Here is a 22,291-nt window from a genome sequence, read left to right as displayed (position 1 = left end):
GGGTGCGGATCGCGATTTCCGTTCAAGGCCCGAGGCGCGTCAAGCCGGAGGCTGCTCGTTCCAGGTGGCAGGGTCGAGGGCCTTGGGCTCGCTCCACAGGCAGGGGCCGCACATGGTGGCGAGATAGACCAGCCTCTCGGCCTTCATGCCGGCCACCACCGGCGTGGTGCCGCACACCTCGCAGGCGTGCGTGTAATCGGGTACGTAGCGATCGATGGAGGTGATGGGATCCATGGCGGGATGATCGCGCATTTCGCGCCGCGCTGTCACCGCGCCGGAGGGCGTGCGGCCCGGTGCCGGCGCGTTAGGATCGCCCATGAAAAAGACATTCCAGCTTCACATCGAAGGCAAGAACCCCAACCGGGTTCTGGATGCCGTCAAGCACGAGCTTCGCAAGTACGTCAAGCGCGAACGGCGGCGCGATCTGCCCGAGGGCGCGGACTTCTGGGACTTCGACTGCAAGTTCGGTGCGACGCCCGAAACGGCCGAGCCGGTTCACCTGTCCGCGCTCACGGCGCTGGTCGACGGCGTGGCGAAGGAGGGCGGCGCGCAGTTCTATGCCGAGATCCTGGCCAAGCCCGGCCATCGGCGCAGCCGGCCCGCGGATGCGACGGACGCAGAACCCGACCCGGCCGCCCCGTGACCACCATCCAGGCACGGCGCCGGCTGATCGTGATCGCGCTGCTGTGCGTGGCAGCCGGCGGCGCGCTGCTGCGGCATTTCGCGGCGCCGGGATCGACCGCGCGCGACATCGGCACGCTGCTGATGGTGCTGTGGCTGCCGGTCATCGGCAGCGTCATCGCCTGGCTCATGGCGAAGCGGCGGCGCAAGGCCCCGGCGGGCGCCGATCCAGCGGGCTTCGAGGCCAAGGGCGCATTCCATCCGCACGCCCTGGTCGAACTCACGCTGCGCCCATCGCAACTGCCTTCGGAAGACACGCCCATCGCCGAAGGGGAGTACCGCTGCGCGCTGGTGGTGGATAACGAAGGCTTCTCGGCCCGGTTGTTCGTGGCGCCCGGCCGTGCATTCCGGCGCGGAACGGCGCAGGCGCTCGAAGTCGAGTTCCTGGCACCGACAGTCGCACTGCCGCGCTTCCGGCCCGACGCCGCGTTCCGGATGCTGGTCGGCGAATCCTTCGTCGGCGATGGGCGCGTGCTGCGGCTGCTCGATCGCGCCTGAGCTCCGCAGCCCCTTCAGGGTAGGCCTGGGACTACGCCGGCACGGGATGGCGACGCGTGACATTCCGCTGCACCGCAACATAATGACGCAGGCTTTAGTACTCATCGGCACGACACTCTCTGGGGCCCAATCCATCCATGTTTCATTCATCGACCGAGACCGCCTTGTCCGCGGCTGCTCCCAGCGTGTTGCCCCAACAAAGCCTGGTCTCGCTGTTCGACGCGCAGTGCGAGGCGCACGCGAACAAGGTGGCCTATGGATTTCTCAAGGACGACCTGAGCGTCGCGCAGGAGAGCAGCTACGGCCGGCTGCAGGCCGATGTCCACGCCATCGCTGCCTGGCTGTCGACCCAGAGCCACGCCGGCGACCGCGTGCTGCTCGCATTTGCGCCCGGGCTGGACTTCGTGCGCGTGTTCTGGGCCTGCCTGCTCTCGGGACGCGTGGCGGTGCCGGTTCCCGCGCCCGATCCGGTGCGGCTGCACCATGCGGCGCCGCGCCTGCGCAGCCTGATTGCCGATTCGCGCGCGGCGCTGGTGCTGACCAGCGCCGCGCTGCTCGATGCCGCGGCCGCCACGCTGGATCCGGCCACCTTCGCGATGGCGCGTTGGATGGCGCTGCCCGATCCGGCGACGCTGGCCGGCGCCGAAACCGGAACCTTCGCGCCGCCGGCGCCCGAGCCCACCAGCCTCGCCTACCTGCAGTACACCTCCGGCTCCACCTCCGCGCCGCGCGGCGTGCGCCTGACGCATGCCAACGTGATCGCCAACATCCGCGCCGTGGTCGCGACCACGCATGGCAACGAAACCAGCCGGGCCCTCTGCTGGCTGCCGCACTTCCACGACTACGGCCTGGTGTTCGGCGTGCTGGCGCCCGCCCTCACGGGCGCGACCAGCTACCTGATGTCGCCCATCGCTTTTCTGCGCCGGCCGCTGCGCTGGCTGGAGGCCGTGGCGGCCCACCGCATCACGCACAGCGGCGCCCCCGAATCGGCCTACGCCGCCTGCCTGCAGGCACTGGGCGACAAGCCGCTCGGCGTGCGCCTCGACAGCCTGGTGTCGCTGACCTGCGGCGCCGAGCCGATCCGCGCCGCGACGGTCGAGCGCGTGCTGGATGTCTTCGGCGCCGCCGGGCTGCGCCCGAATGCCTTCGCGCCCTCCTATGGCCTCGCCGAGGCCGTGCTGGGCGTGAGCTCGGGGATGCTCGATGCGCCGCCGCGCATCGTCTCCGCGGATGCGGTCGCATTGCTGGCCCATCGCTTCGAACCCGTCGCCGACACGTCGGGCGAGGTGCGTCGCCTGGTCGGCTGCGGGCGGGCGCTGCCGAACACCGAGATCCTGGTCGTCGAAGACGGCCGGCCCTGCGCCGACGGCGAGGTCGGCGAGATATGGGTGAGCTCGCCGAGCGTGGGCGAGGGCTACTGGATGCAGCCCGAGGCCAGCGAAGCCGTCTTCGGCGGCCACCTCGCCAACGGCGCCGGGCCTTTTCTGCGCACCGGCGACCTCGGCTTTTTCGACCGCGGCGAGCTGTTCGTCACCGGGCGCCTGAAGGACTTGGTGATCGTCCACGGCGAGAACCACTATCCGCAGGACCTGGAATGGAGCGCGGAGCGCGCCCACCCCGATCTGCGCGTGGGCCACGGTGCCGCCTTCGCGGTCGATACGCCGGGCGGCGAGGCGGCGGTGCTGGCGCTGGAGCTCGAGCGGCGCGCGGAACCTCCTGACGCCGAGGCGGTCTTCCGCGCGGTGCGCCGCGCCATCGCGGTGGAGCACGGGCTGCCGGTGCACGCGGTGGCGCTGGTGCGCGCCGGTGCCTTGCCGCGCACCTCGAGCGGCAAGATCCAGCGGCAGCGCTGCCGCGAAGCCTTTCTCGCGAACGAGCTCGCGTTGGCGGCGCCGGTCGATACCGGCGGCGACGAGGCGACGGCGTTCGACCCCCAGGCCGGCCCCGACGAACGGCCCGGCGCCGTGATGCCGCGCGACGCGCGCGAGCAGGCCGTCTGGGACATCTGGCGCGAGGTGCTGGGCACGCGCGCCTTCGGCGTGCATGAGAGCTTCTTCGAGCTCGGCGGCAACTCGCTGCGGATGACGCAGGTGCTCTCGCGCATCGAGGCGCGCTTCGACGTGGCGCTGCCGCTCTCGGAGTTGTTCGAGCATGCGAGCGTCGCTGCGATGGCGGCGCAGGTGCAGCGGCAGCGTGCATCGGGCGAGACGGCCGCCGCGCACGGCGGCAGCATCGAGCGCGTGCCGCGCGGCGCACCCCTGCCGGTCTCGCTCTCGCAGCGCCGCATGTGGGTGATCCAGCATTTCGACCCGGCATCGACCGCCTACAACGTGCCGATCGCGATCCGGCTGCGCGGCGCGCTCGAGCCTGCCCTGTGCCAGCAGGCGCTCGACCTCATGGTCGAGCGGCACGAAGGCCTGCGCACGGCTTTCGTGATGGGCGAGAGCGAGCCCATGCAATCGATCGCGCCGAAGCTCGCCGTGCCGATCGAGTTCATCGACCTGAGCCATCTGCCGGGCCGCGAGCGCAACGAAGAGGCACGCGCGCTGCTGGCACATCGGCTCGCGCAGCCCTTCGATCTCTCGCAGGCGCCGCTGCACCGGCCGACGCTCATCCGGCTCGGCGAGCGCGATCACGTGCTGTTCTGGCTGCTGCACCACGCGATCACCGACAACTGGGCCGGCGCACTGCTCATGCGCGAGGCGCTCGCGGCGTACGGCGCCCTGGCGGCCGGACGCAAGCCCGAATCGGCACCGCCCGCCATCGCCTACGCCGACTACGCCGCCTGGCAGCGCCGGCCCGAATCGGTGGAGGCCAGGCGACCGCACCTCGCGTATTGGCTCGAACGCCTGCGCGATTTGCCGGAGCTCGACCTGCCCACCGACTTCCCGCGCCCGGCCAAGGCCAGCTTCAAGGGCGCACGCGTGTCGGCGGAGCTGCCGCTGCGGCTGCGCGAAGCGATGCGCGAGTACGGCGGCCGCGAGGCCGTCACGCCCTTCGTCATCTACCTGTCGGCCTTCGTGCTGATGCTCGCGCGGCAGGCGAAGACGGAAGACGTCGCGATCGGCATGCCGATCGCGAACCGGCACCGCTTTGCCGCCGAGCAGCTGGTCGGCACCCTGGTCAATACGCTGGTGATGCGCACCGACCTCACGGGCGACCCCAGCTTCACGCAGCTCGTGCACCGCGTGCGCAGGAACGCGCTCGAAGCCTTTGCGCACCAGGAGGCGCCCTTCGACGAACTGATCGATGCGCTCGGGCACGACCGCACGCTGCGTCCCGAGGGGCCGGTGCGCGTGCTCTTCAACGTGCTGAATGCGCCGGTGGGCAAGCCCGAGCTGTTCGGCCTGGAAGTGGACGAGTTCGATTTCGAGCGCACCGCCGCGCAGTTCGATCTGTCGATGCACATCGACACCGAGTTCTCGCACCGCATCCACCTCGAATACGCGAGCGACCTCTACAGCGAGGCCAGCGCCGCGCGCATGCTCGAGAACTACCTGGCGCTGGTCGAGCGGCTGCTCGCGCAGCCCGAGCGCCACCTGTCCGAATACGAGATGCTGTCGCCGGCGCAGATGAGCCTCTTGCGCCACGGCTGGAACGGCGCCAAGGCGCCGCTGCCCGCGCAGCAGCTGGTGCACCGCTACCTGGGCCTGGGCGCGCCCGAGATCCGCGCGCGCGTGGCCGTCATCGACGCCGAGGGCGGCACGCTCAGCTATGGCGAGATCGAAGCGCAGTCGAACCGGCTGGCGCACATGCTGCGCGCGCGCGGCATCGCACGCGGCCGGCGCGTCGGGCTGTGCATCGAGCGCAGCCCCGAGATGCTGATCGCGCAGCTCGCGGTGATGAAGGCGGGCGCGGCCTATGTGCCGCTCGACCCCGACTATCCCGTCGACCGGCTGCGCTACATGGCGGCCGACGCCGACCTGTCCGCCATCCTCACGCAGCGCAGCGCGAGCGCCATCCTCGACGGGCTGAACGTGCCCATGCTGGCGGTGGACGACGCGGCCCTGACGGCCGGCCACTCGAGCGACGCGCTGGAGCCGCAGCCGGAGCTCGATGCCACGCCGGCCGACGAGGCCTACCTGATCTACACCTCGGGCTCCACCGGCCAGCCCAAGGGCGTGCGCGTGCCGCACCGCGGCGTGGTCAACTTCCTCGCCGGCATGGTGAAGATGCCAGGGCTCGCGGCCGATGACTGCGTGCTGGCGATCACCAGCCCGTCCTTCGACCCTTCGGTGCTCGACCTGCTGCTGCCGCTGGTCGTGCGCGCGAAGGTGGTGATCGCCTCGCAGCGGCAAGTGCACGAGCCGGCCGCCCTGCGCGAGCTGCTCGAACGGCACGGCGCGACGCTGCTGCAGGCCACGCCCTCCGCCTGGCGCGCGCTGATCGAAACCGGCTGGAGCGGTTCGCCGGGCTTTCGCGCGCTGATCGGCGGCGAGTCGCTGCCGCCGATCCTGGCGGAGCGGCTGATGGAGCGCAGTGCCGAGCTCTGGAACATCTACGGCCCCACCGAGACCACCGTCTGGACCACGGCCTGGAAGGTCGAGTCGCCGCGCACCGGCATCGCCGTCGGGCGGCCGATCGACAACACCACGGTCTGGGTGCTCGACGAGCACGGCCATGCCTGCCCGATCGGCGTGCCGGGCGAGCTCTACGTCGGCGGCGCCGGCGTCACCCTCGGCTACTACCGCCGCGACGCGCTGACGGCGGAGCGCTTCGTGCCGGACCCCTTCAGCGACGATGCGGGCGCACAGCTCTACCGCAGTGGCGACCTCGGCCGCTGGCGCCACGACGGCCTGCTCGAGCTGCTGGGCCGCGCCGATCACCAGGTCAAGCTGCGCGGCTACCGCATCGAAATGGGCGAGATCGAGTCTGCGCTGCTCGATCATCCGCAAGTCGTCCATTGCGTGGCCGTGACGCGGGCCGAGAGCGAGGAAGACGTGCGGCTGGTGGCTTACTGCGTGGCGCGCAGCGGCACCGCGCCCACGCCCTTCGAGCTGCGCGAGCACCTGCGCACGCGCCTGCCGCACTACATGATCCCGCAGCATTTCGTCGCGCTCGACGCGATGCCGATGCTGCCGAACGGCAAGGTCGACCGCGCTTCGCTGCCGGCCCCGGTCATCGACGTCGTGCTGGCCGACGGCCGCAGCTACGTGGCGCCGGCCACGCACAGCGAGCAGGTCATCGCCGGCATCTGGTCGGAGCTGCTCGGGATCGAGAAGATCGGGCGCACCGACAACTTCTTCGACCTCGGCGGTCACTCGCTGCTGGCCATGCGCTCGGTGGCCGCCATCGAAGCGCTGCTCGGATGGAAGGTCGCGCCGCGCCGGCTCATCTACGAGAGCCTGCAGCAGGTCGCCCGCGAGGAGAACCTGGGGTCGCACTGATCGCGCCGCGCGCTGCCGGACGGAAAGGCTTGCTCAAAAAGCGCGAGCCGCGCTCGCCGAAGCGCCAGGGCACGTCGGCCGCCTTGGAGATGCCGATGCGCGGCCCGGTCTCGACCATCACCGCCGGATGATCGTCCGCCGCGGCCAGCAGCACGAAGGGCGGGCGATCCAGCGACTTGCCGTTGAAGCTGCCATCGATGCCCAGCGCCTGCGCGACGCGGCCGGGGCCGGCGCAGAGCAGGCGGATGTCCTCGAGCCCGCGGCGCGCGCGCATGCGCTCGACGCCCATCGAAGGCGCCAGCGCGCGGATCAGCACCCCGGCGCCGTGCCCTTCCTCGCGGCAGACGAAGTTGAGACACCAGTGGATGCCGTAGGAGCGGTAGACGTAGGCGCGCCCCGGCGGCCCGAACATCGCGGCGTTGCGCAGGGTCGGACCGCCGAAGCTGTGCGAAGCCGGGTCGTCGCGGTCGTAGGCCTCGGTCTCGACGATGCGGCCGCCCACGCCGTCGACCAGCAGCGTGACGCCGATCAGCGCCCGCGCGACCTCGTGCGAGGGCGCGGCGAAGTCGATGGCGGCAGCCGCGGCAAGCGGGCGATGGGGTTTCACGCGGCGTAGCCCTCCAGCGCGCCGAAGCGCTCCGCATACACGCGCGTCACCCAGTCGACGAACACCCGCACGCGAGGCGAAAGCTGGCGATGGTGCGGATAGAGCACTGAATAGATCATCGGCGGGCAGGGCGTGTCGGGCAGGATCTCGACCAGCGTGCCCGCGCGCAATTGCGCTTCGACGTGGTAGCGCGGCAGCTGGATGATGCCGCAGCCCTGCTCCACGGCGGCGAGGTAGGTGTTGGCGCTGTTGACGGAGATCCAGTCCTTCAGCATGTACTCCCGCGCTTCGCCGTCCACCAGGAAGACGAAGGGAAAGACATCGGGCCGCGAGGCAGAGAAGAAGTTGACGGCCAGGTGCTGCGCGAGGTCGGCCGGCGAGAGCGGCGTGCCGCGCTCCGCCAGGTAGGCCGGGCTGGCGCAGGTGACCTGCGGCAGCAGCGCCAGGCGCCGCGTGACCAGCGACGAATCCTTGGGCTCGCCGGCGCGCACCACGCAGTCCACGCCTTCGCGCACCAGGTCCACCAGCCGGTCGCCGCTGCCGAGGGCGAGCTCGATGTTCGGGTACTGGCGATGGAACTCGCCGATGCGGGGCAGCACGATCTGGGTCGCCGCCTCGCCGTGGATGTCCAGCCGCAGCCGCCCGCGCGGGTTGGCCGCTGCGTGGGCCAGCGAGGACTCGGCGTCTTCCAGGTCATCGAGCACCTGCCGGCAGCGTGCGTAGAAGGTCTGGCCGTCGACGGTGGTGCGCACCTGGCGCGTGGTGCGCTCCAGCAGGCGCACGCGCACGCGCGCTTCCAGTTCCTTGATCGAGTGGGTGGCGGTCGCCCGCGGAATGCCCAGGGCCGCGGCGGCCTGGGTGAAGCTGCCGAGCTCGACGATGCGCACGAACAGCTGCAGGGCATCGAGACGGTCCATCCGGGTCCTATTGTTGAGTCGTGTTGAACAGTATTGGCAATGCTTGCATATTTATCGCTGCGTGGGGAATAGCCAGACTTCGGGCAACTGCTTTTTTCACCCCGAGGAGTGTTCCCATGAGTTCGACGACCCTTGCGTCCGCCCTGATCGTTCCCCGCCTGCGCGCCTTCCTCGAACGGCTCGAGCCGCTGGCGTACCTGCTGCTGCGCATCGGCTTCGGCCTGACGCTCATGACCCATGGCGTGCCGAAGCTGCTGGGTCGCAGCCATGGGTCGATGGCCGACCCGATGGCGGCATCGACGAACCTGATCGCCAACGTGCTGCAGCTGCCCGGCGCGCCGCTGATCGCGTGGGCGGTCGCGCTGCTCGAAGGGGTGGGCGGGCTGATGCTGGCGCTCGGCTTGCTGTCGCGGCTGGTGGCGCCACTGGTGCTGGTGCAGATGCTGGTGATCTGCTACCTGCTCGGGCCGACCTATCCCTGGATCGACCGCGGCATCGAGTACCCGGTGGTGCTGGCCCTGCTCGCCTTCTACATCGCCTGCCGAGGCAGCGGCCACGGCGCGCTGGACGCACGATGAACAAGACTTCGAACACGACCGCTTGCGATGCAGTGGCTTTCAACCGCCGCACCTTCATGGCCGGCACGGCCTCGGTAGGCGCGGCCGCCGCCGGCGCAGGCTGCGCCGCCGTGAGCGAGAGGCCCCGCCCGGCCCCGTCCGCAACCGCCACCCGCGTCACGGTCAACGGCCGCGTGCACCAGCTCGCACTGGAGCCGCGCGCCTCGCTGCTCGACGTGCTGCGCGAGCAGCTCGGTCTGACCGGCGCCAAGAAGGGCTGCGACCACGGCCAGTGCGGCGCCTGCACGGTGCACGTGGACGGCCGGCGCGTCGCCTCGTGCCTGACGCTGGCGGTCAAGACCGACGGGCGCGCCGTCACCACCATCGAGGGCATCGAGTCGGCCGACGGCACGCTGCACCCGATGCAGCAGGCCTTCATTGATCACGATGCGCTGCAGTGCGGCTACTGCACGCCGGGCCAGATCATGGCGGCGATCGCCTGCGTGCGCGAAGGCCATGCGGCGAGCGACGAGCAGATCCGCGAGTACATGAGCGGCAACATCTGCCGCTGCGGCGCCTATGCGGGAATCCTCGAAGCGATCCGCGATGCGGCTGCGCGGATGCCGAAGGAGAACGGCCGTGCGTGACTTCACCTACCTCCGGCCGCGCAGCACCGATGAAGCCGTGCAGCTCTTGGCGCGCCATCAACCCGGCGCGCGCTACTTCGCCGGCGGCACCACGCTCTACGACCTGATGAAGCTGGGCGTGGAAGCGCCGGCCACGGTGGTCGACATCACCGGCATCGACGGCCTGCGCGGCATCGACACCTCCGACCGGCGCGAGCTGCGCATCGGCGCGCTCGCACCGATGAGCGAAGTGGCGGAGAACGCGGTGCTGAAAGCCGAGTTTCCGGCGCTTTCGGAGTCGCTCTGGAAAGCCGCCTCGCAGCAGCTGCGCAACATGGCGACGGTGGGCGGCAACCTGCTGCAGCGCACGCGCTGCGCCTACTTCCGCGGCGGGCCGGAGTACGCCTGCAACAAGCGTACGCCGGGCAGCGGCTGCGCGGCGCTCGCGGGCCAGAACCGCGGCCACGCGCTGCTGGGCGGCAGCGAGGCCTGCGTCGCGGTCTATCCGGGCGACTGGGCAGTGGCGCTCGCGGCCTTCGATGCCGAGGTGGACACGATCGGTCCGCGCGGCGCGCGCACGGTGCCGGTGGCCGAGCTGCATCGCGCGCCGGGCGCCACGCCGCACCTGGAGACGGTGCTGGCGGCCGGCGAGCTGATCGTGCGCATCCGCGTGCCGCGCGTGCCGGCGGGGCGCGCCTCCACGTACCACAAGATCCGCGACCGCGAGTCCTATGCCTTCGCGCTGGCCTCGGCAGCGGTCGGGCTGCAGATCGAGGGCAACCGCGTGCTCGATGCGCGCATCGCGCTCGGCGGCGTGGCGACCACGCCGTGGCGCGCCGGCGAGGCCGAGCGCAGCCTGCTCGGCCAGCCGCTCACGCGCTCCACGGCACGGCGCGCGGCGGAGCTGGCCTTCGCCGGCGCGAAGCCGCTGGAACACAACGGCTTCAAGGTCGCGCTCGGCATCGAGACGGTGACCGACGCACTCATGCTGGCCAAGGACAGGAACTGATCTCATGGCAACCACAACGAACAACGCGAGAGCCGGCGCCGAGCGGGTCGACGCGCGCGACAAGGTGCGCGGCACCACGCGCTACGCGGCCGACGACGCGCGCGCCGGGCTGCTGCACGCGATGCTCGTGCCCTCGCGCATCGCGCGCGGCCGCATCCTGCGCATCGACAGCGCAGCCGCGCAGCGCGTGCGCGGCGTGCGGCTGGTGCTCACGCACGAGAACATCGGCGCCTTCGAGAGCGGCGGCTTCCTGATGAGCGGCAGCGGCTTCGGCTTCCAGAGCTTCCAGCCGCTGCGCTCGGCCGAGATCGCCTACCGCGGCCAGGCGCTCGCGCTGGTGGTGGCCGACACGCTCGAGGCGGCGCGCGAGGCGGCGGCACTGGTGACGGTCGAGGCCGAGGCGAGCCCCTTCGCGGCGACGATCGGCTCGCCCGGCGCGCAAACCGTGGCGCAGGCCTCGGTGCTTCCGCAGCCGGCCTTCGCCGACAAGCGCGCGGGCGATGCAGACGCGGCACTGGCGCGCGCCGCCGTCACCGTCGACGCGCGCTACGAGCTGCCGGCCCAGCACCAGAACCCGATGGAGCTCATCGCCACGGTCGCGGAGTGGAGGGACGGCATGCTCACCGTGCACGAGCCGACCCAGAACGCCGAGGGCGTGCGCCACGGGCTCGCGCGGCAGCTCGGCATCGATGCGGCGAAGGTGCGCGTGCTCTCGCCCACCCTCGGCGGCGGCTTCGGGCAGAAGAACTCGCTGCAGTCGCAAACGGTGCTGGCCGCGATCGCCGCGCGCATGCTGGGGCGGCCGGTGAAGCTGGTGGTGCCGCGCGGCCAGCTCTTCCACGCCGCGAGCTTCCGGCCCGCGAGCCGGCATCGCGTGCGACTCGGCGCCGATCGCGAGGGACGCCTGCTGGCGGCGATACACGAGACCGAGCAGCAGACCTCGCGCCACGACCTGTTTCCCTCGACCGGCACCGACATGACGTCGCGGCTCTACGGCATCGCCGATTTCCGCGGCAGCGAGCAGCTGGTGCGCACCGACGTGCAGACGCCGGGCTACATGCGGGCGCCGCACGAGCACCCGGCCGGCTTCGCCTTCGAATGCGCGATCGACGAACTGGCGTACGCGCTCGACAAGGACCCGGTGGCGCTGCGGCTCGCCAACGACACGAGGAGCGATCCGATCACCGGCAAGCCTTTTTCATCGCGCCACGTGGCCGAGTGCCTGAGGCGAGGCGTGCAGCGCTTCGGCTGGGCGCGGCGATCGATGGCGCCGGGCTCGATGCGCGCGCCGGACGGCAGCCTCATGGGCTGGGGCGTCGCCATTGGCGCCTACAAGGCGGCCGTCGCGCCGGCCGTGGCCAAGGTACGGCTCGAGGCCGACGGGCGCGTGCGCGTCGCCGTCGGCGGCCACGAAATGGGGCAGGGCATCCGCACCGCCATCGCGCTGGCGGTGGCGCGTGCGCTCGGTGCGCCGGTGGCGGCGATCGAGATCGCGATCGGCGACACGCAGGCCGCGCCGCAGCACCTGACCGCCGGCTCCTGGGGCACGGCGACGGTGCTGCCGCCGGTGCAGGACGCCGCGGCGCGGCTGATGGAGGACCTGCGCCAGCAGGCGGGCGGCAGCAGCGGCACGGCGCTCGCCCTGCTGCGCGCCTCGGGCCGCCCTTTTGCCGAGGCCGAGAGCCGCCGGCGCGCGCCGGGCCAGCCCGAGCAGGTCTACGGCCGGCTCACGGGCGGCCTGCCGGCGGTGGGCGGGCCGGTGTATCCGGACTACGTGGCCTACAGCTTCATCGCGCATTTCGTCGAGGTGCGCGTGGAGCCGACCACGCGCCGCATCCGCGTGCCGCGCGTGGTCAGCATCGCGGACTGCGGCACGGTGGCGAGCCCGCGCACCGCGCGCAGCCAGGTCGAGGGCGGCGTGGTCTGGGGCATCGGCGCCGCGCTGCGCGAAGTGAGCGAAGTCGATCCGCGCCATGGCGGCTTTCTCAACGCCGATCTGGCGGAGTACGTGCTGCCGGTGGCCGCCGACATCGGCCGCATCGAGGTCGACTTCGTCGGCACGCCGGACCCGCGGCTCAATCCGCTGGGCGTGAAGGGCCTCGGCGAAGTCGCGATGGTCGGCGTGGCGCCGGCGATCGTGAATGCCGTGTTCCACGCGACGGGCAAGCGGCTGCGTCATCTGCCGGTGCGCGTCGAGGACCTGCTGCGGGCATGAGACGCCGGGCCGCTCCCAAGTCGAATAGCACCGCAGTGCATAGCGCGGAGGTTGCCGAGTGAATCGCGGCGGCTGCTAGAGGCCTTTTTCGACCATGTCCAGCAGCTGCTCGCCCAGCACATCCGTCTGCTCGCGCGGCATGCCGCGCAGCGGGCCGTCGATGATGAGCAGGGCCAGCCCATGCACCGCCGACCAAGCCAGGAATTCGGCGCCCGGCCGGCGCTCGGGCGGCAGCGCGCCGGCCGCGACCAGTTGATCGAGGGCGGCGCCCAGCAGCTCGAAGGGATTCAGTCCGCTCCGGCCGCCCTTGGCCTCGTCCGGCGCGCCTTCCACGTCCAGCGGCGGGCCGAAGGCGGTGCGGAACAGGCCGGTCTCGGTCTGGGCGAAGCGCAGGTAGCCGGCGCCGATGGCGCGCACCGCCGCGCGCGCGACTTCAGCGGGATCGCCATCGGTCTTCAGCGCAGCGAGCTCGGCTTCCATGGCGGTCGCGGCCGCCGCCAGCGCTGCGGCGCGCACCGCCTGCAAGAGCGCCTGCCGGCTCGCGAAATGCCGGTAGGCCGCATTGGGCACCACGCCGGCGCGCCGGGTGGCCTCGCGCAGCACCACGGCTTCGGGCCCGCCGGCGCGCGCCAGTTCGACCCCTGCCTCCAACAACGCACGCCGCAGATCGCCATGGCGATAGGTGCTGCGTGCAGGCGGGACGGGGCTGGGGACACTCATTTTCAATTCCATGTGGACAGCGTCCATTATGTCTGCTATCTTCTTGTGGACGTTGTACACAAAACCTGACTTTCCCCAACCATCGCGCTTTTCAAAGGAGAAACCCATGGCGACCCAGATCTACGTGAACCTGCCGGTCAAGAACCTCGACAAGTCGGTCGCGTTCTTCACCGCCCTCGGCTTCAAGTTCAACCCGCAGTTCACCGACGAGAACGCCACCTGCATGATCGTCGGCGAGAACATCTACGTGATGCTCCTGGTCGAGAGCTACTTCAAGACCTTCACGCCCAAGACCATCGCCGACGCGAAGAAGAGCACCGAGGTGCTGCTGTGCCTGTCGTGCGACAGCCGCGCCGAGGTCGATGCGCAGGTCGCCAAGGCGGTGGCCGCCGGCGGCGGCACGCCCAACAAGGCGCAGGACCACGGCTTCATGTACCAGCACGGCTTCGAGGACCTCGATGGCCACCTCTGGGAGCTGGCGTACATGGACATGAGCGCTTTTCCCAAGAGCTGAAGCCGGCATCGGCGATATCCCACCACCCCCCAAAGGAGATCCGAAATGAAAGTCCAGTCCTATTTGTTTTTCGACGGCCGCTGCGAAGAGGCGCTCGAGTTCTACGGCAGCAAGCTGGGCGCCAAGGTGAAGGACCTGCTGCGCTTCAAGGACAACCCCGACCCCCAGGGCGCCGCCGAGGGATGCGGCAACGGCACCGGCGCGCCCATCTCGCCGGACAAGGTGATGCACGCCTCATTCCAGATCGGCGACACCGAGCTGCTGGCCTCCGACGGCATGGCCCAGGGCCAGCCCAAGTTCCAGGGCATTTCGCTCGCGCTCACCGCGCCGAACGAAGCCGAGGCGCGGCGCCTCTTCGACGCGCTCTGCGAAGGCGGCCAGGTCCAGATGCCGATGGCCAAGACCTTCTTCTCGCCGGCCTTCGGCATGGTGGCCGACCGCTTCGGCGTGTCGTGGATGGTGCTGGCCGAGTGACTGAGTGAGGCAGGCGGGCGCTCAGCGGCCGGCGTGCCTGCGGGCGCTCCAGCGCGAGCGCGCCAGGGCGACCACTTCGACCACGCCCCAGACGAGGGCGCCGCCGAGTGCGCGGAGCGAATGGCTTGTGGTGGGCCAGAGCATGCGAGGCATGGTCCCACCCTAAGTGCGGTGTGTGACACGTTGATGGCATGCAATGCCGCTATCCTGGTTTCACCCGACTTCCATTTGACGAGTGAATCCGACGGACCTGCCCGAACTGTTCGAACTGCAGAAGCTCGCCGAGCTGGCGGGTCCGCTGATGGAACAGCGCGTGCTGTGCGAGGTCACGGCAGGCGAGCGGCGGTTTCCGGTCCAGGCCTTCGTGCTCGGCAGCGCGCGCGCCGACGCCCCGGCGGTCGGCTTTTTCGGCGGCGTGCACGGCCTGGAGCGCATCGGCGCCGAGGTGGCGATCGCCTACCTGCGCAGCATCGTGATGCGGCTGGCGTGGGACGAGACGCTGCACCGGCAGCTGGAGGCGATGCGCCTGGTGTTCATGCCGCTGGTCAATCCGGGCGGGCTGTGGCTCGGCACGCGCGCCAATCCCAATGGCGTCGACCTGATGCGCAACGCACCCGTCGAGTCGAAGGAGCGGGTGCCTTTCCTGGTCGGCGGCCAGCGCATCAGTCCGGGCCTGCCGTGGTACCGCGGTGCACAGGGCCGAGCGATGGAATGCGAGAGCGCCGCGCTGTGCGCGCTGGTGGAGACCGAGCTGCTGGGCCGGCCCTTGAGCGTGGCGGTGGATTGCCATTCGGGCTTCGGCCTGACCGACCGCATCTGGTTTCCCCATGCGCACACCGCCCGCCCGATCGCCCATCTTCCCGAGATGCACGCGCTGTGCGAAATCCTCGACCAGACGCTGCTGCATCACCGCTACCGGCTGGAACCGCAGAGCCGCCAGTACCTGGCCCACGGCGACCTGTGGGACCACCTGTACCTGGACGCCGCCGGCCGGCCGGACACGGTGTTCCTGCCGGTGACGCTGGAGATGGGCTCGTGGCTGTGGATCAAGAAGAACCCGCGCCAGATCTTTTCGCGCCACGGCATCTTCAATCCGATGATCGAGCACCGGCAGCAGCGCGTGCTGCGCCGGCACATCGGCTGGCTGGACTTCGTCACGCGGGCCGTGTGCAGCTACCAGCGGTGGCTGCCGGCCGGCGAACAGAGAACGCACCACCGGCAGCAGGCGATGGCGCGGTGGTACGGGCGATGAGCACCTGGATCCTGCTGCGGGGGCTGACGCGGGAAAGCGGCCACTGGGGCGACTTCCCGGCACTTCTGCAAAGTCGCTTGCCCGGGGCCCGGATCGTGGCGCTCGACCTCCCGGGCAACGGGCGTCTGAACCAGGCACGCAGCCCCGCGCGGATCGAAGCGACGATGGAGAGCTGCCGGCAGCAACTGCAAGCGCTGGCCATCGAGCCGCCCTTCCATCTGCTCGCCATGTCGCTCGGTGCGATGGTCGCGGTGGACTGGGCCGCGAAGCATCCCCGGGACCTCGCCGGCTGCGTGCTGATCAACACCAGCCTGCGCCCCTTCAGTCCCTGGTACCGGCGCCTGCGGCCGGTGAACTACGGTGCCTTGCTCGGTCTTCTGTTCGGGCGCCATGCTGCACGCCGGCGCGAGCAAACCATCCTGCGCCTGACCAGCCGCCACCTGCAGGCCGAGGCGCCCGTGATCGATCGCTGGACGGCGCTGCGCGAAGCGCAGCCGGTCTCGCCATCCAACGCCGTGCGGCAACTGCTGGCCGCGGCGCGCTACCGTGCGCCGGCCCAGGCGCCGGCCGTGCCCTTGCTGGCGCTGGCAAGCGCGCGCGACGCGCTGGTGGACGTGCGCTGCTCTCGACGACTGGCGCGGCAATGGGGCATCGAGCTGGTCGAACATCCCACCGCCGGCCATGACCTGCCGCTGGACGATGGGCGCTGGCTGGCCGAGCAGGTCGGCCGCTGGGCGGCGCGGGCTGGCGCTTAGGGCCCGTCAGCCGGCGGCAAGAGCGCCGGCGAGGGCGGCCGAAATGATCGGCAGCCGAGCCGGCTTCTCGAAGAACTTCAGACGGTATTTCGTCATGGCGGCCGCGATATCGGCTTCGTCGGCGAGACCTGTTCGCACTTCGCCTGTCAGCACGATGATCGGGCAGTGCGCATCGCGCGAGCGAATCGACGCGATGAGGCCCTGCGCAGTGACCCTTTCTCCGCCCCTGACCAGGATCCAGTCGAGCACGTAGCCGTCAAAACGCTCCGCCGTGGCGGCTGCCGTGACCCGGTCCAGGCTGGTGAATTTGACGGGGTCGAATCCGCCGGCCTCGAGGTGGTCGACGATCGCCTGCGCGCTGTCGGGGTGATCGTCCAGCACCGCGATGCGGCGGCTGACGGCCGACGATGGCTCCATGACGAGCCGCTGGATGTCATAGGCCTGGGTTGCGAGATCGTGCTCGGCCGGCAGCACCTGCCATACCGAATCGACCATTGCCGCGACCAAGGCGCCCTTCCTCGGCCTATGGACGGCCGGCCCGCGCACGATCCGGCATGGAACGGTGGCCGTGCCGAGGTTGACGATCGCATCCACCGTGCTGTCGGCCTGGCCCAGCGAGATCAGGTCGGTCAATGTCTCGCCGTACTGCTGGGCGAGTGCGCGCAGTTCCTCCAGCGCCCAGGTTGCATCGGTTGTGAGGCGCCGGTTGCCTTGTGAATACGACAGCTTGAGGACTTCGGTCACGACGGCCGAATGCTTGCGCCGCGGAACGCCATGGCGATCGAGCAGCGCCCGAACGCACTGCGCCGCGAGCGTGATTTCGGCACCGGAATCTGCCGAACGAGGAGTGGACATTGGAATTGTTGCGGTCGTTGCGCTTTGAGAAGCGAACGGAGCGTAGCTCGATCCAAACGCGCATGACGTGCGCGAACCAGCGTATATTGCGCGTCACGCAGATGGCAGGCGAAACGCCTGCCGCGAGATCCGGGTTCACCGGGCGGCGCCGAGATTTTCGCTGTCACACAAAGGCTATCAGGGAGTTCGCGTGGGCTACGAAGTCGATTTTTTCCCCGTGCTCGCGGACGGGGCCGCTATCGCCGTTCGCTGGGGCGCGCCCGGCAATTACAGGCTGCTCGTCTACGACGGCGGCACGGCCGCCTCGGGCAGGCGACTGGTCGCGCACATCGAGGAGCATTGCCTGACCTCCCACGTGGATTACGTGGTGAGTTCCAACCCCGCGCGCCAGCACAGCGAGGGATTGGGCGTGGTCCTGGAAAAGCTCAACGTCGGCGAACTGTGGATGCATCGGCCCTGAGCGCAATCTGAACGCGTATGGAAGAAGTTGGGCGCCGCGCATCGGCTCGAACAGCTCGCGCTGGCCCAGGGGATCCCGGTGCACGAGCCCTTTGCGGGCGCCCTCATCGGACCGTTCACGGTGCTCTCGCCGCGGCGGCAGTGGTATGTCGACACCTTGCTGCCGGCGTTCGGAGCGCGCCTGCCGCGGTCGGCGGCGCTCACGCTGGCCGACGTGGCGCGATGGGTTCGCCTTGCCGGCGCGGGTGTCGGCGGCCGGTGGGACTTCGAGCCGCTCCCTCGCACGGCGGCCACGAGCGCGGAGGACGAGTCGAGCGCCGTGCTGTACAGCGAGTTCGAAGGCCGGGGTGTGCTGCTGACGGGCAACGCGGGTGTTCGGGCGCTGGAAGGCGCGTGCACGTTCGCGGAGCGCCTGGGAATCGACCTGCCGGCCAGCCTTCGACTGATGCAGGTGCCCAATCAAGGCAGGTCGGACAACCTCTCGAGCCGCGTGCTGGATCGGATCGCGGGCGAACGCCAGCCGCGGGACCAGCGCCGCTACACGAAGTCCGCGTTCATCTCCGTGGGCCGCGATGCGCTGTCCTTCGACTACAAGATCGTGACCGACGCGCTTCGGCGCCGCGGCGTCGTGAGCTTCGCGACGCAAGGCATGCAGCTCCACCACGCCCACGACATGCCCGAGCGCGGCTGGCACCCGGCCGGGCCGCTGGGCGCCAGGACTTGACCGGGCCGCTCCCCAGGCGACAGGCGCGAACGGCTTCTTGGCTCTAAATTCGACGCTCCATTCCAAAGGAGCACCTGCCCATGATTCACGTCGTCGCCGTCATCACGGCCAAGCCCGGCCAACGCGATCGGATCCTCGAGGCCTTCCGCGCCAACCGGCCCGCGGTGCTGGCCGAGCAGGGCTGCATCGAATACGCCGCCACGGTGGATGCCGCCGGCATGCCGCCTTCGCGCGGCTCCTTCGGCGACGACACCTTCGTCGTGATCGAGAAGTAGGAAACGCTGGCCGCGCTGCAGGCCCACGCTACCGCGCCGCACATGGCGGCCTACGGCGCCAAGGTGAAGGATTGGACCCAGAACCGGGTCATCCACGTGCTGGAGCCGGTGTAGACGCAAAAAAACGCGCCCGAAGGCGCGTCTGTCGTTCGGCGCGGCGGCGGCTTACTTCGCCACCACCCGCACCATCTCCAGGCACTTGTTCGAGTAGCCCCACTCGTTGTCGTACCAGCTTACGAGCTTGATGAAGGTGCCGTCCAGGGCGATGCCGGCCTCGGCGTCGAAGATCGAGGTGCGCGGGTCGCCGCGGAAGTCGGTGGCGACCACCTTGTCTTCGGTGTAGCCCAGCACACCCTTCAGCGCGCCTTCGCTCTGCGCCTTCATCTCGGCGCAGATCTCCTTGTAGCTGGCTTCCTTGACCAGTTCCACCGTGAGGTCGACCACCGACACGTCGGAGGTCGGCACGCGGAAGCTCATGCCGGTGAGTTTCTTGTTGAGCTCGGGGATCACCACGCCCACCGCCTTGGCCGCGCCGGTGCTGGAAGGAATGATGTTTTCCAGGATGCCGCGGCCGCCGCGCCAGTCCTTGTTGCTCGGGCCGTCGACGGTCTTCTGCGTGGCGGTGGCGGCGTGCACGGTGGTCATCAGGCCGCGCTTGATGCCCCACTTGTCGTTGAGCACCTTGGCCAGCGGCGCCAGGCAGTTGGTGGTGCAGCTGGCGTTGCTGATGACGGCTTCGCCGGCATACTTCTTGTCGTTCACGCCGTAGACGAACATGGGCGTGTCGTCCTTGCTGGGCGCCGACATGATCACCTTCTTGGCGCCGGCGTCGAGGTGCTTCTGGCAGGTTTCCTTGGTGAGGAACAGTCCGGTCGATTCGAGCACGATGTCGGCGCCGACGTCGCTCCACTTGAGTTGCGCCGGGTCGCGCTCCTGGGTGAGGCGAATCTTCTTGCCGTTGACGACGAGGGTGTTGCCCTCGACGTTGATCTCGCCCTGGAAGCGGCCGTGCACCGAGTCGTACTGGAGCATGTAAGCCAGGTAGTCGGGCTCGAGCAGGTCGTTGATGGCGACGATCTCGATGTCGTTCTTGAAGTTCTGCACCGCCGCGCGGAGAACGTTGCGACCGATGCGACCGAAGCCATTGATGCCGATTTTGATAGCCATGTGCTTTGCTCCTGGAGGGTTGAAAACTGGGTGCGGTCGCGTTCAGCGCTTGAGCGCCGCTTCGACCGTGGCAGCGACGTTCTCTGCCGTGAATCCGAAATGCTTGAACAGCACGCCGGCGGGTGCCGACTCGCCATAGGTGTCGATGCCGACGACGGCCGCGACGCCGTACTTCCACCAGCCGTCGGTGGCGCCCATTTCGACCGCGATGCGCGGCGTTCCCTTGGGCAGCACGCTCTTTTTATACGCCACATCCTGGCGGTCGAAGGTGGTGGTGGACGGCATGGAGACCACGCGCGCGCCGATGTTCTTGGCGGCCAGCAGTTCTTGGGCCTTCAGCGCGAGCTGCACCTCGGAGCCGGTGGCGATGATGACGGCCTTGAGCTTCTTGTTCTTGAGGCCGACGGCCTCCGGCTCGGACAGCACGTAGGCGCCGCGGCTGATGTCGCCCAGGTCCTTCTTCGGCGAGTAGGGCAGGTTCTGGCGCGACAGCAGCAGCGCGGTGGGGCGGTCGGCGTTCTGCAGCGCGACGGCCCAGGCCACCGCGGTCTCGGCGGTGTCGCCGGGACGCCAGACGTCGAGGTTGGGAATCAGGCGCAGCGAGGCCGCATGCTCGATCGACTGGTGCGTCGGGCCGTCTTCGCCGAGACCGATGGAGTCGTGCGTGAAGACATGGATCACGCGCTGCTTCATCAGCGCCGCCATGCGGATCGCGTTGCGGCTGTAGTCGCTGAAAGTGAGGAAGGTGCCGCCGTAGGGAATGAAGCCGCCGTGCAGCGCCACCCCGTTCATGATGGCCGCCATGCCGAATTCGCGCACGCCGTAGTTGATGTGGCGGCCCGGCATGCCGTCGGGGACCTGTTCGTTGCCCTCGGTGCGGACCACGGCGCCGTTCTTGTCGAAGCGCAGGGCGGGCGTGCTCTTGGTGTTGGTGAGGTTCGAACCGGTCAGGTCGGCGCTGCCGCCCAGCAGTTCGGGCAGGGCGGCGGTGAAGGCTTCGAGCGCCAGCTGCGAGGCCTTGCGCGACGCCACGGTCTCGCCCTTGGTGTGGGCGGCGACCACGGTGTCGAAGGCGGTCTGGTGGAAGTTCTTCGGCAGCTCGCCCTTCATGCGGCGCGTGAACTCGGCTGCCAGGTCGGGGTACTGCGTCGCGTAGGCGGCGAACTTTTCGTTCCACGCGGCTTCGCGCTGGGCGCCGGCGGCCTTGGCATCCCACTCTTCGTACACGGCGTGCGGGAGCTCGAAGGGCTCGTGCGCCCATTGCAGCGCGGTGCGCGTGAGGCCGATCTCGTCGGCGCCCAGCGGCTCGCCGTGCGCCTTGGCGGTGTTGGCGCGGTTCGGGCTGCCCTTGCCGATCTGCGTCTTGCAGATGATGAGGGTTGGCTTGTCGGTGTGCTTCTTGGCCTTGTCGATGGCCTTGGACACGTCTTTCACGTCGTGGCCGTCGATCGGGCCGATCACGTTCCAGCCGTAGGCCTTGAAGCGTTCTTCGGTGTTGTCGATGAACCAGGGCTTCACCGGTCCGTCGATCGAGATGCCGTTGTCGTCGTAGAGCGCAATCAGCTTGCCCAGCTTCCAGGCGCCGGCCAGCGCCGCGGCTTCATGGCTGATGCCTTCCATCAGGCAACCATCACCGAGGAAGGCGTAGGTGTAGTGGTCGACGATCGCGTGGTCCTTGCGGTTGAACTCGGCGGCCAGCAGCTTCTCGGCCAGCGCAAAGCCGACCGCGTTGGTGATGCCCTGGCCCAGCGGGCCGGTGGTGGTCTCGACGCCGGGCGTTACGCCGGCTTCGGGATGGCCGGCGGTCTTGCTGTGCAGCTGGCGGAAACGCTTGAGCTCATCGACCGGCAGGGCATAGCCCGTGAGGTGCAGCACCGCGTAGATGAGCATCGAGGCATGGCCGTTGGACAGCACGAAGCGGTCGCGGTCGAACCATTGCGGGTTGACGGGGTTGTGCTGGAGGTGCTCGCCCCACAGCGCCACCGCCATGTCGGCCATGCCCATCGGTGCGCCCGGATGCCCCGAGTTTGCAAGTTGTACGGCATCCATTGCCAGCGCGCGGATCGCGTTGGCCATCAAGGCTTGGTTGGCCATCTGATCGGCTTTCTGGGGGGCAGGTTAGGGGGAACCCGGTATTTTAACGGGCGCGCTTCGCGGGCCCTCCGAGGCACAGGTCGGGGCTGCTAGAGTGCCGCCCATGCATGGCTTGCACCTCACCGCCGACCTTCACGATTGCCGCTGCGGGACGCATTGGCTGGTGGACGCCCAGGCCATCGGCGCGGCTTGCGTCAAGGCCGTGGAGGCGGCCGGGTTGCAGGCGGTCGGCACGCTGTTCCATGCCTTCCCTGCGACGCCGCTGGGCCCCGGCGGCGTGACGGCCACCGTGCTGCTGGCGGAGTCGCACCTGTGCGTCCACACCTGGCCCGAGCAGCGCGGCGTGACGCTCGATGTCTATGTGTGCAACTTCGGCGCCGACCACTCGGCCCGGGCGAGGGCTGTGATGGAGGCGCTGGAGGCGCTGTTTTCGCCGGGCCACGCGGAAAGGCACGCATTGACGCGCGGCACCATCGGGAAGGCCGACGCAGCGTGAGCATCAAGG

The 22,291-nt window shown here is 69.7% G+C and carries 23 protein-coding genes; 15 read left to right on the top strand and 8 right to left on the bottom strand.

The features are described 5' to 3' along the window. Positions 1 to 39: 39 nt before the first annotated feature. On the bottom strand, positions 40 to 318 hold the full coding sequence (locus EJI01_RS20850) for a hypothetical protein (protein WP_126839034.1): 279 nt from the start codon (positions 316 to 318) through the stop codon (positions 40 to 42). On the opposite strand from EJI01_RS20850, the gene EJI01_RS20845 reads away from it, so the two are divergent. From EJI01_RS20845 to EJI01_RS20835, 3 genes are all read left to right on the top strand, one after another. Then, positions 317 to 643 (top strand): DUF6172 family protein, encoded by a 327-nt coding sequence (locus EJI01_RS20845; RefSeq protein WP_126839033.1) that lies wholly within the window; start codon positions 317 to 319, stop codon positions 641 to 643. The two genes, EJI01_RS20850 and EJI01_RS20845, sit on opposite strands and share 2 nt — an antisense overlap. Continuing rightward, positions 640 to 1,179 (top strand): hypothetical protein, encoded by a 540-nt coding sequence (locus tag EJI01_RS20840; RefSeq protein ID WP_126839032.1) that lies wholly within the window; start codon positions 640 to 642, stop codon positions 1,177 to 1,179. The genes EJI01_RS20845 and EJI01_RS20840 overlap by 4 nt, the downstream gene beginning before the upstream one ends. Before the next feature lie 137 nt (positions 1,180 to 1,316). After that, positions 1,317 to 6,566: a non-ribosomal peptide synthetase gene (locus tag EJI01_RS20835; RefSeq protein ID WP_126839031.1), complete on the top strand. Its 5,250-nt coding sequence runs from the start codon at positions 1,317 to 1,319 to the stop codon at positions 6,564 to 6,566. On the opposite strand, the gene EJI01_RS20830 is transcribed toward EJI01_RS20835, so the two are convergent. Further along, positions 6,511 to 7,173, bottom strand: coding sequence for a DNA-3-methyladenine glycosylase (locus EJI01_RS20830; RefSeq protein WP_126839030.1), 663 nt, complete (start codon positions 7,171 to 7,173; stop codon positions 6,511 to 6,513). The genes EJI01_RS20835 and EJI01_RS20830 overlap by 56 nt on opposite strands. Continuing rightward, positions 7,170 to 8,090, bottom strand: a complete 921-nt coding sequence (locus EJI01_RS20825) for a LysR family transcriptional regulator (RefSeq protein ID WP_126839029.1) — start codon at positions 8,088 to 8,090, stop codon at positions 7,170 to 7,172. Before EJI01_RS20825 ends, EJI01_RS20830 begins: the two co-directional genes overlap by 4 nt. 116 nt (positions 8,091 to 8,206) lie before the next feature. On the opposite strand from EJI01_RS20825, the gene EJI01_RS20820 reads away from it, so the two are divergent. From EJI01_RS20820 to EJI01_RS20805, 4 genes are read left to right on the top strand one after another with little or no spacing between them, the layout of a single operon-like run. After that, positions 8,207 to 8,668: a DoxX family protein gene (locus tag EJI01_RS20820; RefSeq protein WP_126839028.1), complete on the top strand. Its 462-nt coding sequence runs from the start codon at positions 8,207 to 8,209 to the stop codon at positions 8,666 to 8,668. Next, positions 8,665 to 9,294, top strand: a complete 630-nt coding sequence (locus EJI01_RS20815; protein WP_126839027.1) for a (2Fe-2S)-binding protein — start codon at positions 8,665 to 8,667, stop codon at positions 9,292 to 9,294. Before EJI01_RS20820 ends, EJI01_RS20815 begins: the two co-directional genes overlap by 4 nt. Then, positions 9,287 to 10,282 carry an FAD binding domain-containing protein gene (locus EJI01_RS20810; RefSeq protein ID WP_185878991.1) on the top strand — a complete coding sequence of 332 codons (996 nt, stop codon included), beginning with the start codon at positions 9,287 to 9,289 and terminating at the stop codon, positions 10,280 to 10,282. Before EJI01_RS20815 ends, EJI01_RS20810 begins: the two co-directional genes overlap by 8 nt. 4 nt (positions 10,283 to 10,286) lie before the next feature. Beyond that, positions 10,287 to 12,497: a xanthine dehydrogenase family protein molybdopterin-binding subunit gene (locus tag EJI01_RS20805; protein ID WP_126839025.1), complete on the top strand. Its 2,211-nt coding sequence runs from the start codon at positions 10,287 to 10,289 to the stop codon at positions 12,495 to 12,497. Between the two features lie 75 nt (positions 12,498 to 12,572). Here the strand turns inward: EJI01_RS20805 and EJI01_RS20800 are convergent, their stop codons facing one another. Beyond that, positions 12,573 to 13,217, bottom strand: a complete 645-nt coding sequence (locus EJI01_RS20800) for a TetR/AcrR family transcriptional regulator (RefSeq protein WP_260602560.1) — start codon at positions 13,215 to 13,217, stop codon at positions 12,573 to 12,575. 106 nt (positions 13,218 to 13,323) lie between these two features. Between EJI01_RS20800 and EJI01_RS20795 the strand changes: the two genes are divergently transcribed. Then, positions 13,324 to 13,731 carry a VOC family protein gene (locus EJI01_RS20795; RefSeq protein WP_126839023.1) on the top strand — a complete coding sequence of 136 codons (408 nt, stop codon included), beginning with the start codon at positions 13,324 to 13,326 and terminating at the stop codon, positions 13,729 to 13,731. Between the two features lie 45 nt (positions 13,732 to 13,776). After that, complete coding sequence (locus tag EJI01_RS20790; protein ID WP_126839022.1) at positions 13,777 to 14,205, top strand: VOC family protein; 429 nt, start codon at positions 13,777 to 13,779, stop codon at positions 14,203 to 14,205. Positions 14,206 to 14,226: 21 nt separating this feature from the next. Here EJI01_RS20790 and EJI01_RS29380 read toward each other — a convergent pair whose 3' ends face one another. Then, positions 14,227 to 14,358: a hypothetical protein gene (locus EJI01_RS29380; protein WP_260602559.1), complete on the bottom strand. Its 132-nt coding sequence runs from the start codon at positions 14,356 to 14,358 to the stop codon at positions 14,227 to 14,229. 82 nt (positions 14,359 to 14,440) lie between these two features. Here EJI01_RS29380 and EJI01_RS20785 point away from each other — a divergent pair, with 82 nt between their 5' ends. Both EJI01_RS20785 and EJI01_RS20780 read left to right on the top strand, forming a co-directional pair. After that, positions 14,441 to 15,457 carry a M14 family zinc carboxypeptidase gene (locus EJI01_RS20785; RefSeq protein ID WP_260602558.1) on the top strand — a complete coding sequence of 339 codons (1,017 nt, stop codon included), beginning with the start codon at positions 14,441 to 14,443 and terminating at the stop codon, positions 15,455 to 15,457. Then, on the top strand, positions 15,454 to 16,212 hold the full coding sequence (locus EJI01_RS20780) for an alpha/beta fold hydrolase (protein WP_126839021.1): 759 nt from the start codon (positions 15,454 to 15,456) through the stop codon (positions 16,210 to 16,212). Before EJI01_RS20785 ends, EJI01_RS20780 begins: the two co-directional genes overlap by 4 nt. A 6-nt stretch (positions 16,213 to 16,218) precedes the next feature. On the opposite strand, the gene EJI01_RS20775 is transcribed toward EJI01_RS20780, so the two are convergent. Continuing rightward, positions 16,219 to 17,067 carry a helix-turn-helix domain-containing protein gene (locus EJI01_RS20775; protein ID WP_126839020.1) on the bottom strand — a complete coding sequence of 283 codons (849 nt, stop codon included), beginning with the start codon at positions 17,065 to 17,067 and terminating at the stop codon, positions 16,219 to 16,221. Between the two features lie 190 nt (positions 17,068 to 17,257). Here EJI01_RS20775 and EJI01_RS20770 point away from each other — a divergent pair, with 190 nt between their 5' ends. The 3 genes from EJI01_RS20770 to EJI01_RS29375 all read left to right on the top strand — a co-directional run bounded on the left by EJI01_RS20770 (position 17,258) and on the right by EJI01_RS29375 (position 18,525). Continuing rightward, positions 17,258 to 17,527, top strand: coding sequence for a hypothetical protein (locus EJI01_RS20770; RefSeq protein WP_126839019.1), 270 nt, complete (start codon positions 17,258 to 17,260; stop codon positions 17,525 to 17,527). A gap of 27 nt (positions 17,528 to 17,554) precedes the next feature. Further along, positions 17,555 to 18,250: a hypothetical protein gene (locus tag EJI01_RS20765; protein ID WP_126839018.1), complete on the top strand. Its 696-nt coding sequence runs from the start codon at positions 17,555 to 17,557 to the stop codon at positions 18,248 to 18,250. A gap of 80 nt (positions 18,251 to 18,330) precedes the next feature. After that, positions 18,331 to 18,525: a putative quinol monooxygenase gene (locus EJI01_RS29375; RefSeq protein WP_260602556.1), complete on the top strand. Its 195-nt coding sequence runs from the start codon at positions 18,331 to 18,333 to the stop codon at positions 18,523 to 18,525. Positions 18,526 to 18,690: 165 nt separating this feature from the next. Here the strand turns inward: EJI01_RS29375 and gap are convergent, their stop codons facing one another. Together gap and tkt are read right to left on the bottom strand one after the other, a co-directional pair. Beyond that, positions 18,691 to 19,692: a type I glyceraldehyde-3-phosphate dehydrogenase gene (gene gap, locus EJI01_RS20755; protein ID WP_126839017.1), complete on the bottom strand. Its 1,002-nt coding sequence runs from the start codon at positions 19,690 to 19,692 to the stop codon at positions 18,691 to 18,693. A gap of 42 nt (positions 19,693 to 19,734) precedes the next feature. Continuing rightward, positions 19,735 to 21,786, bottom strand: a complete 2,052-nt coding sequence (gene tkt, locus EJI01_RS20750; RefSeq protein WP_126839016.1) for a transketolase — start codon at positions 21,784 to 21,786, stop codon at positions 19,735 to 19,737. Positions 21,787 to 21,889: 103 nt separating this feature from the next. Here tkt and EJI01_RS20745 point away from each other — a divergent pair, with 103 nt between their 5' ends. Next, positions 21,890 to 22,282 (top strand): S-adenosylmethionine decarboxylase family protein, encoded by a 393-nt coding sequence (locus EJI01_RS20745; protein ID WP_126839015.1) that lies wholly within the window; start codon positions 21,890 to 21,892, stop codon positions 22,280 to 22,282. The last annotated feature ends 9 nt before the right edge of the window (positions 22,283 to 22,291 follow it).

This window comes from Variovorax sp. MHTC-1 (assembly GCF_003984645.1).
Lineage (GTDB): Bacteria > Pseudomonadota > Gammaproteobacteria > Burkholderiales > Burkholderiaceae_C > Variovorax.
This window is presented reverse-complemented; position numbering and strand designations above follow the sequence as displayed.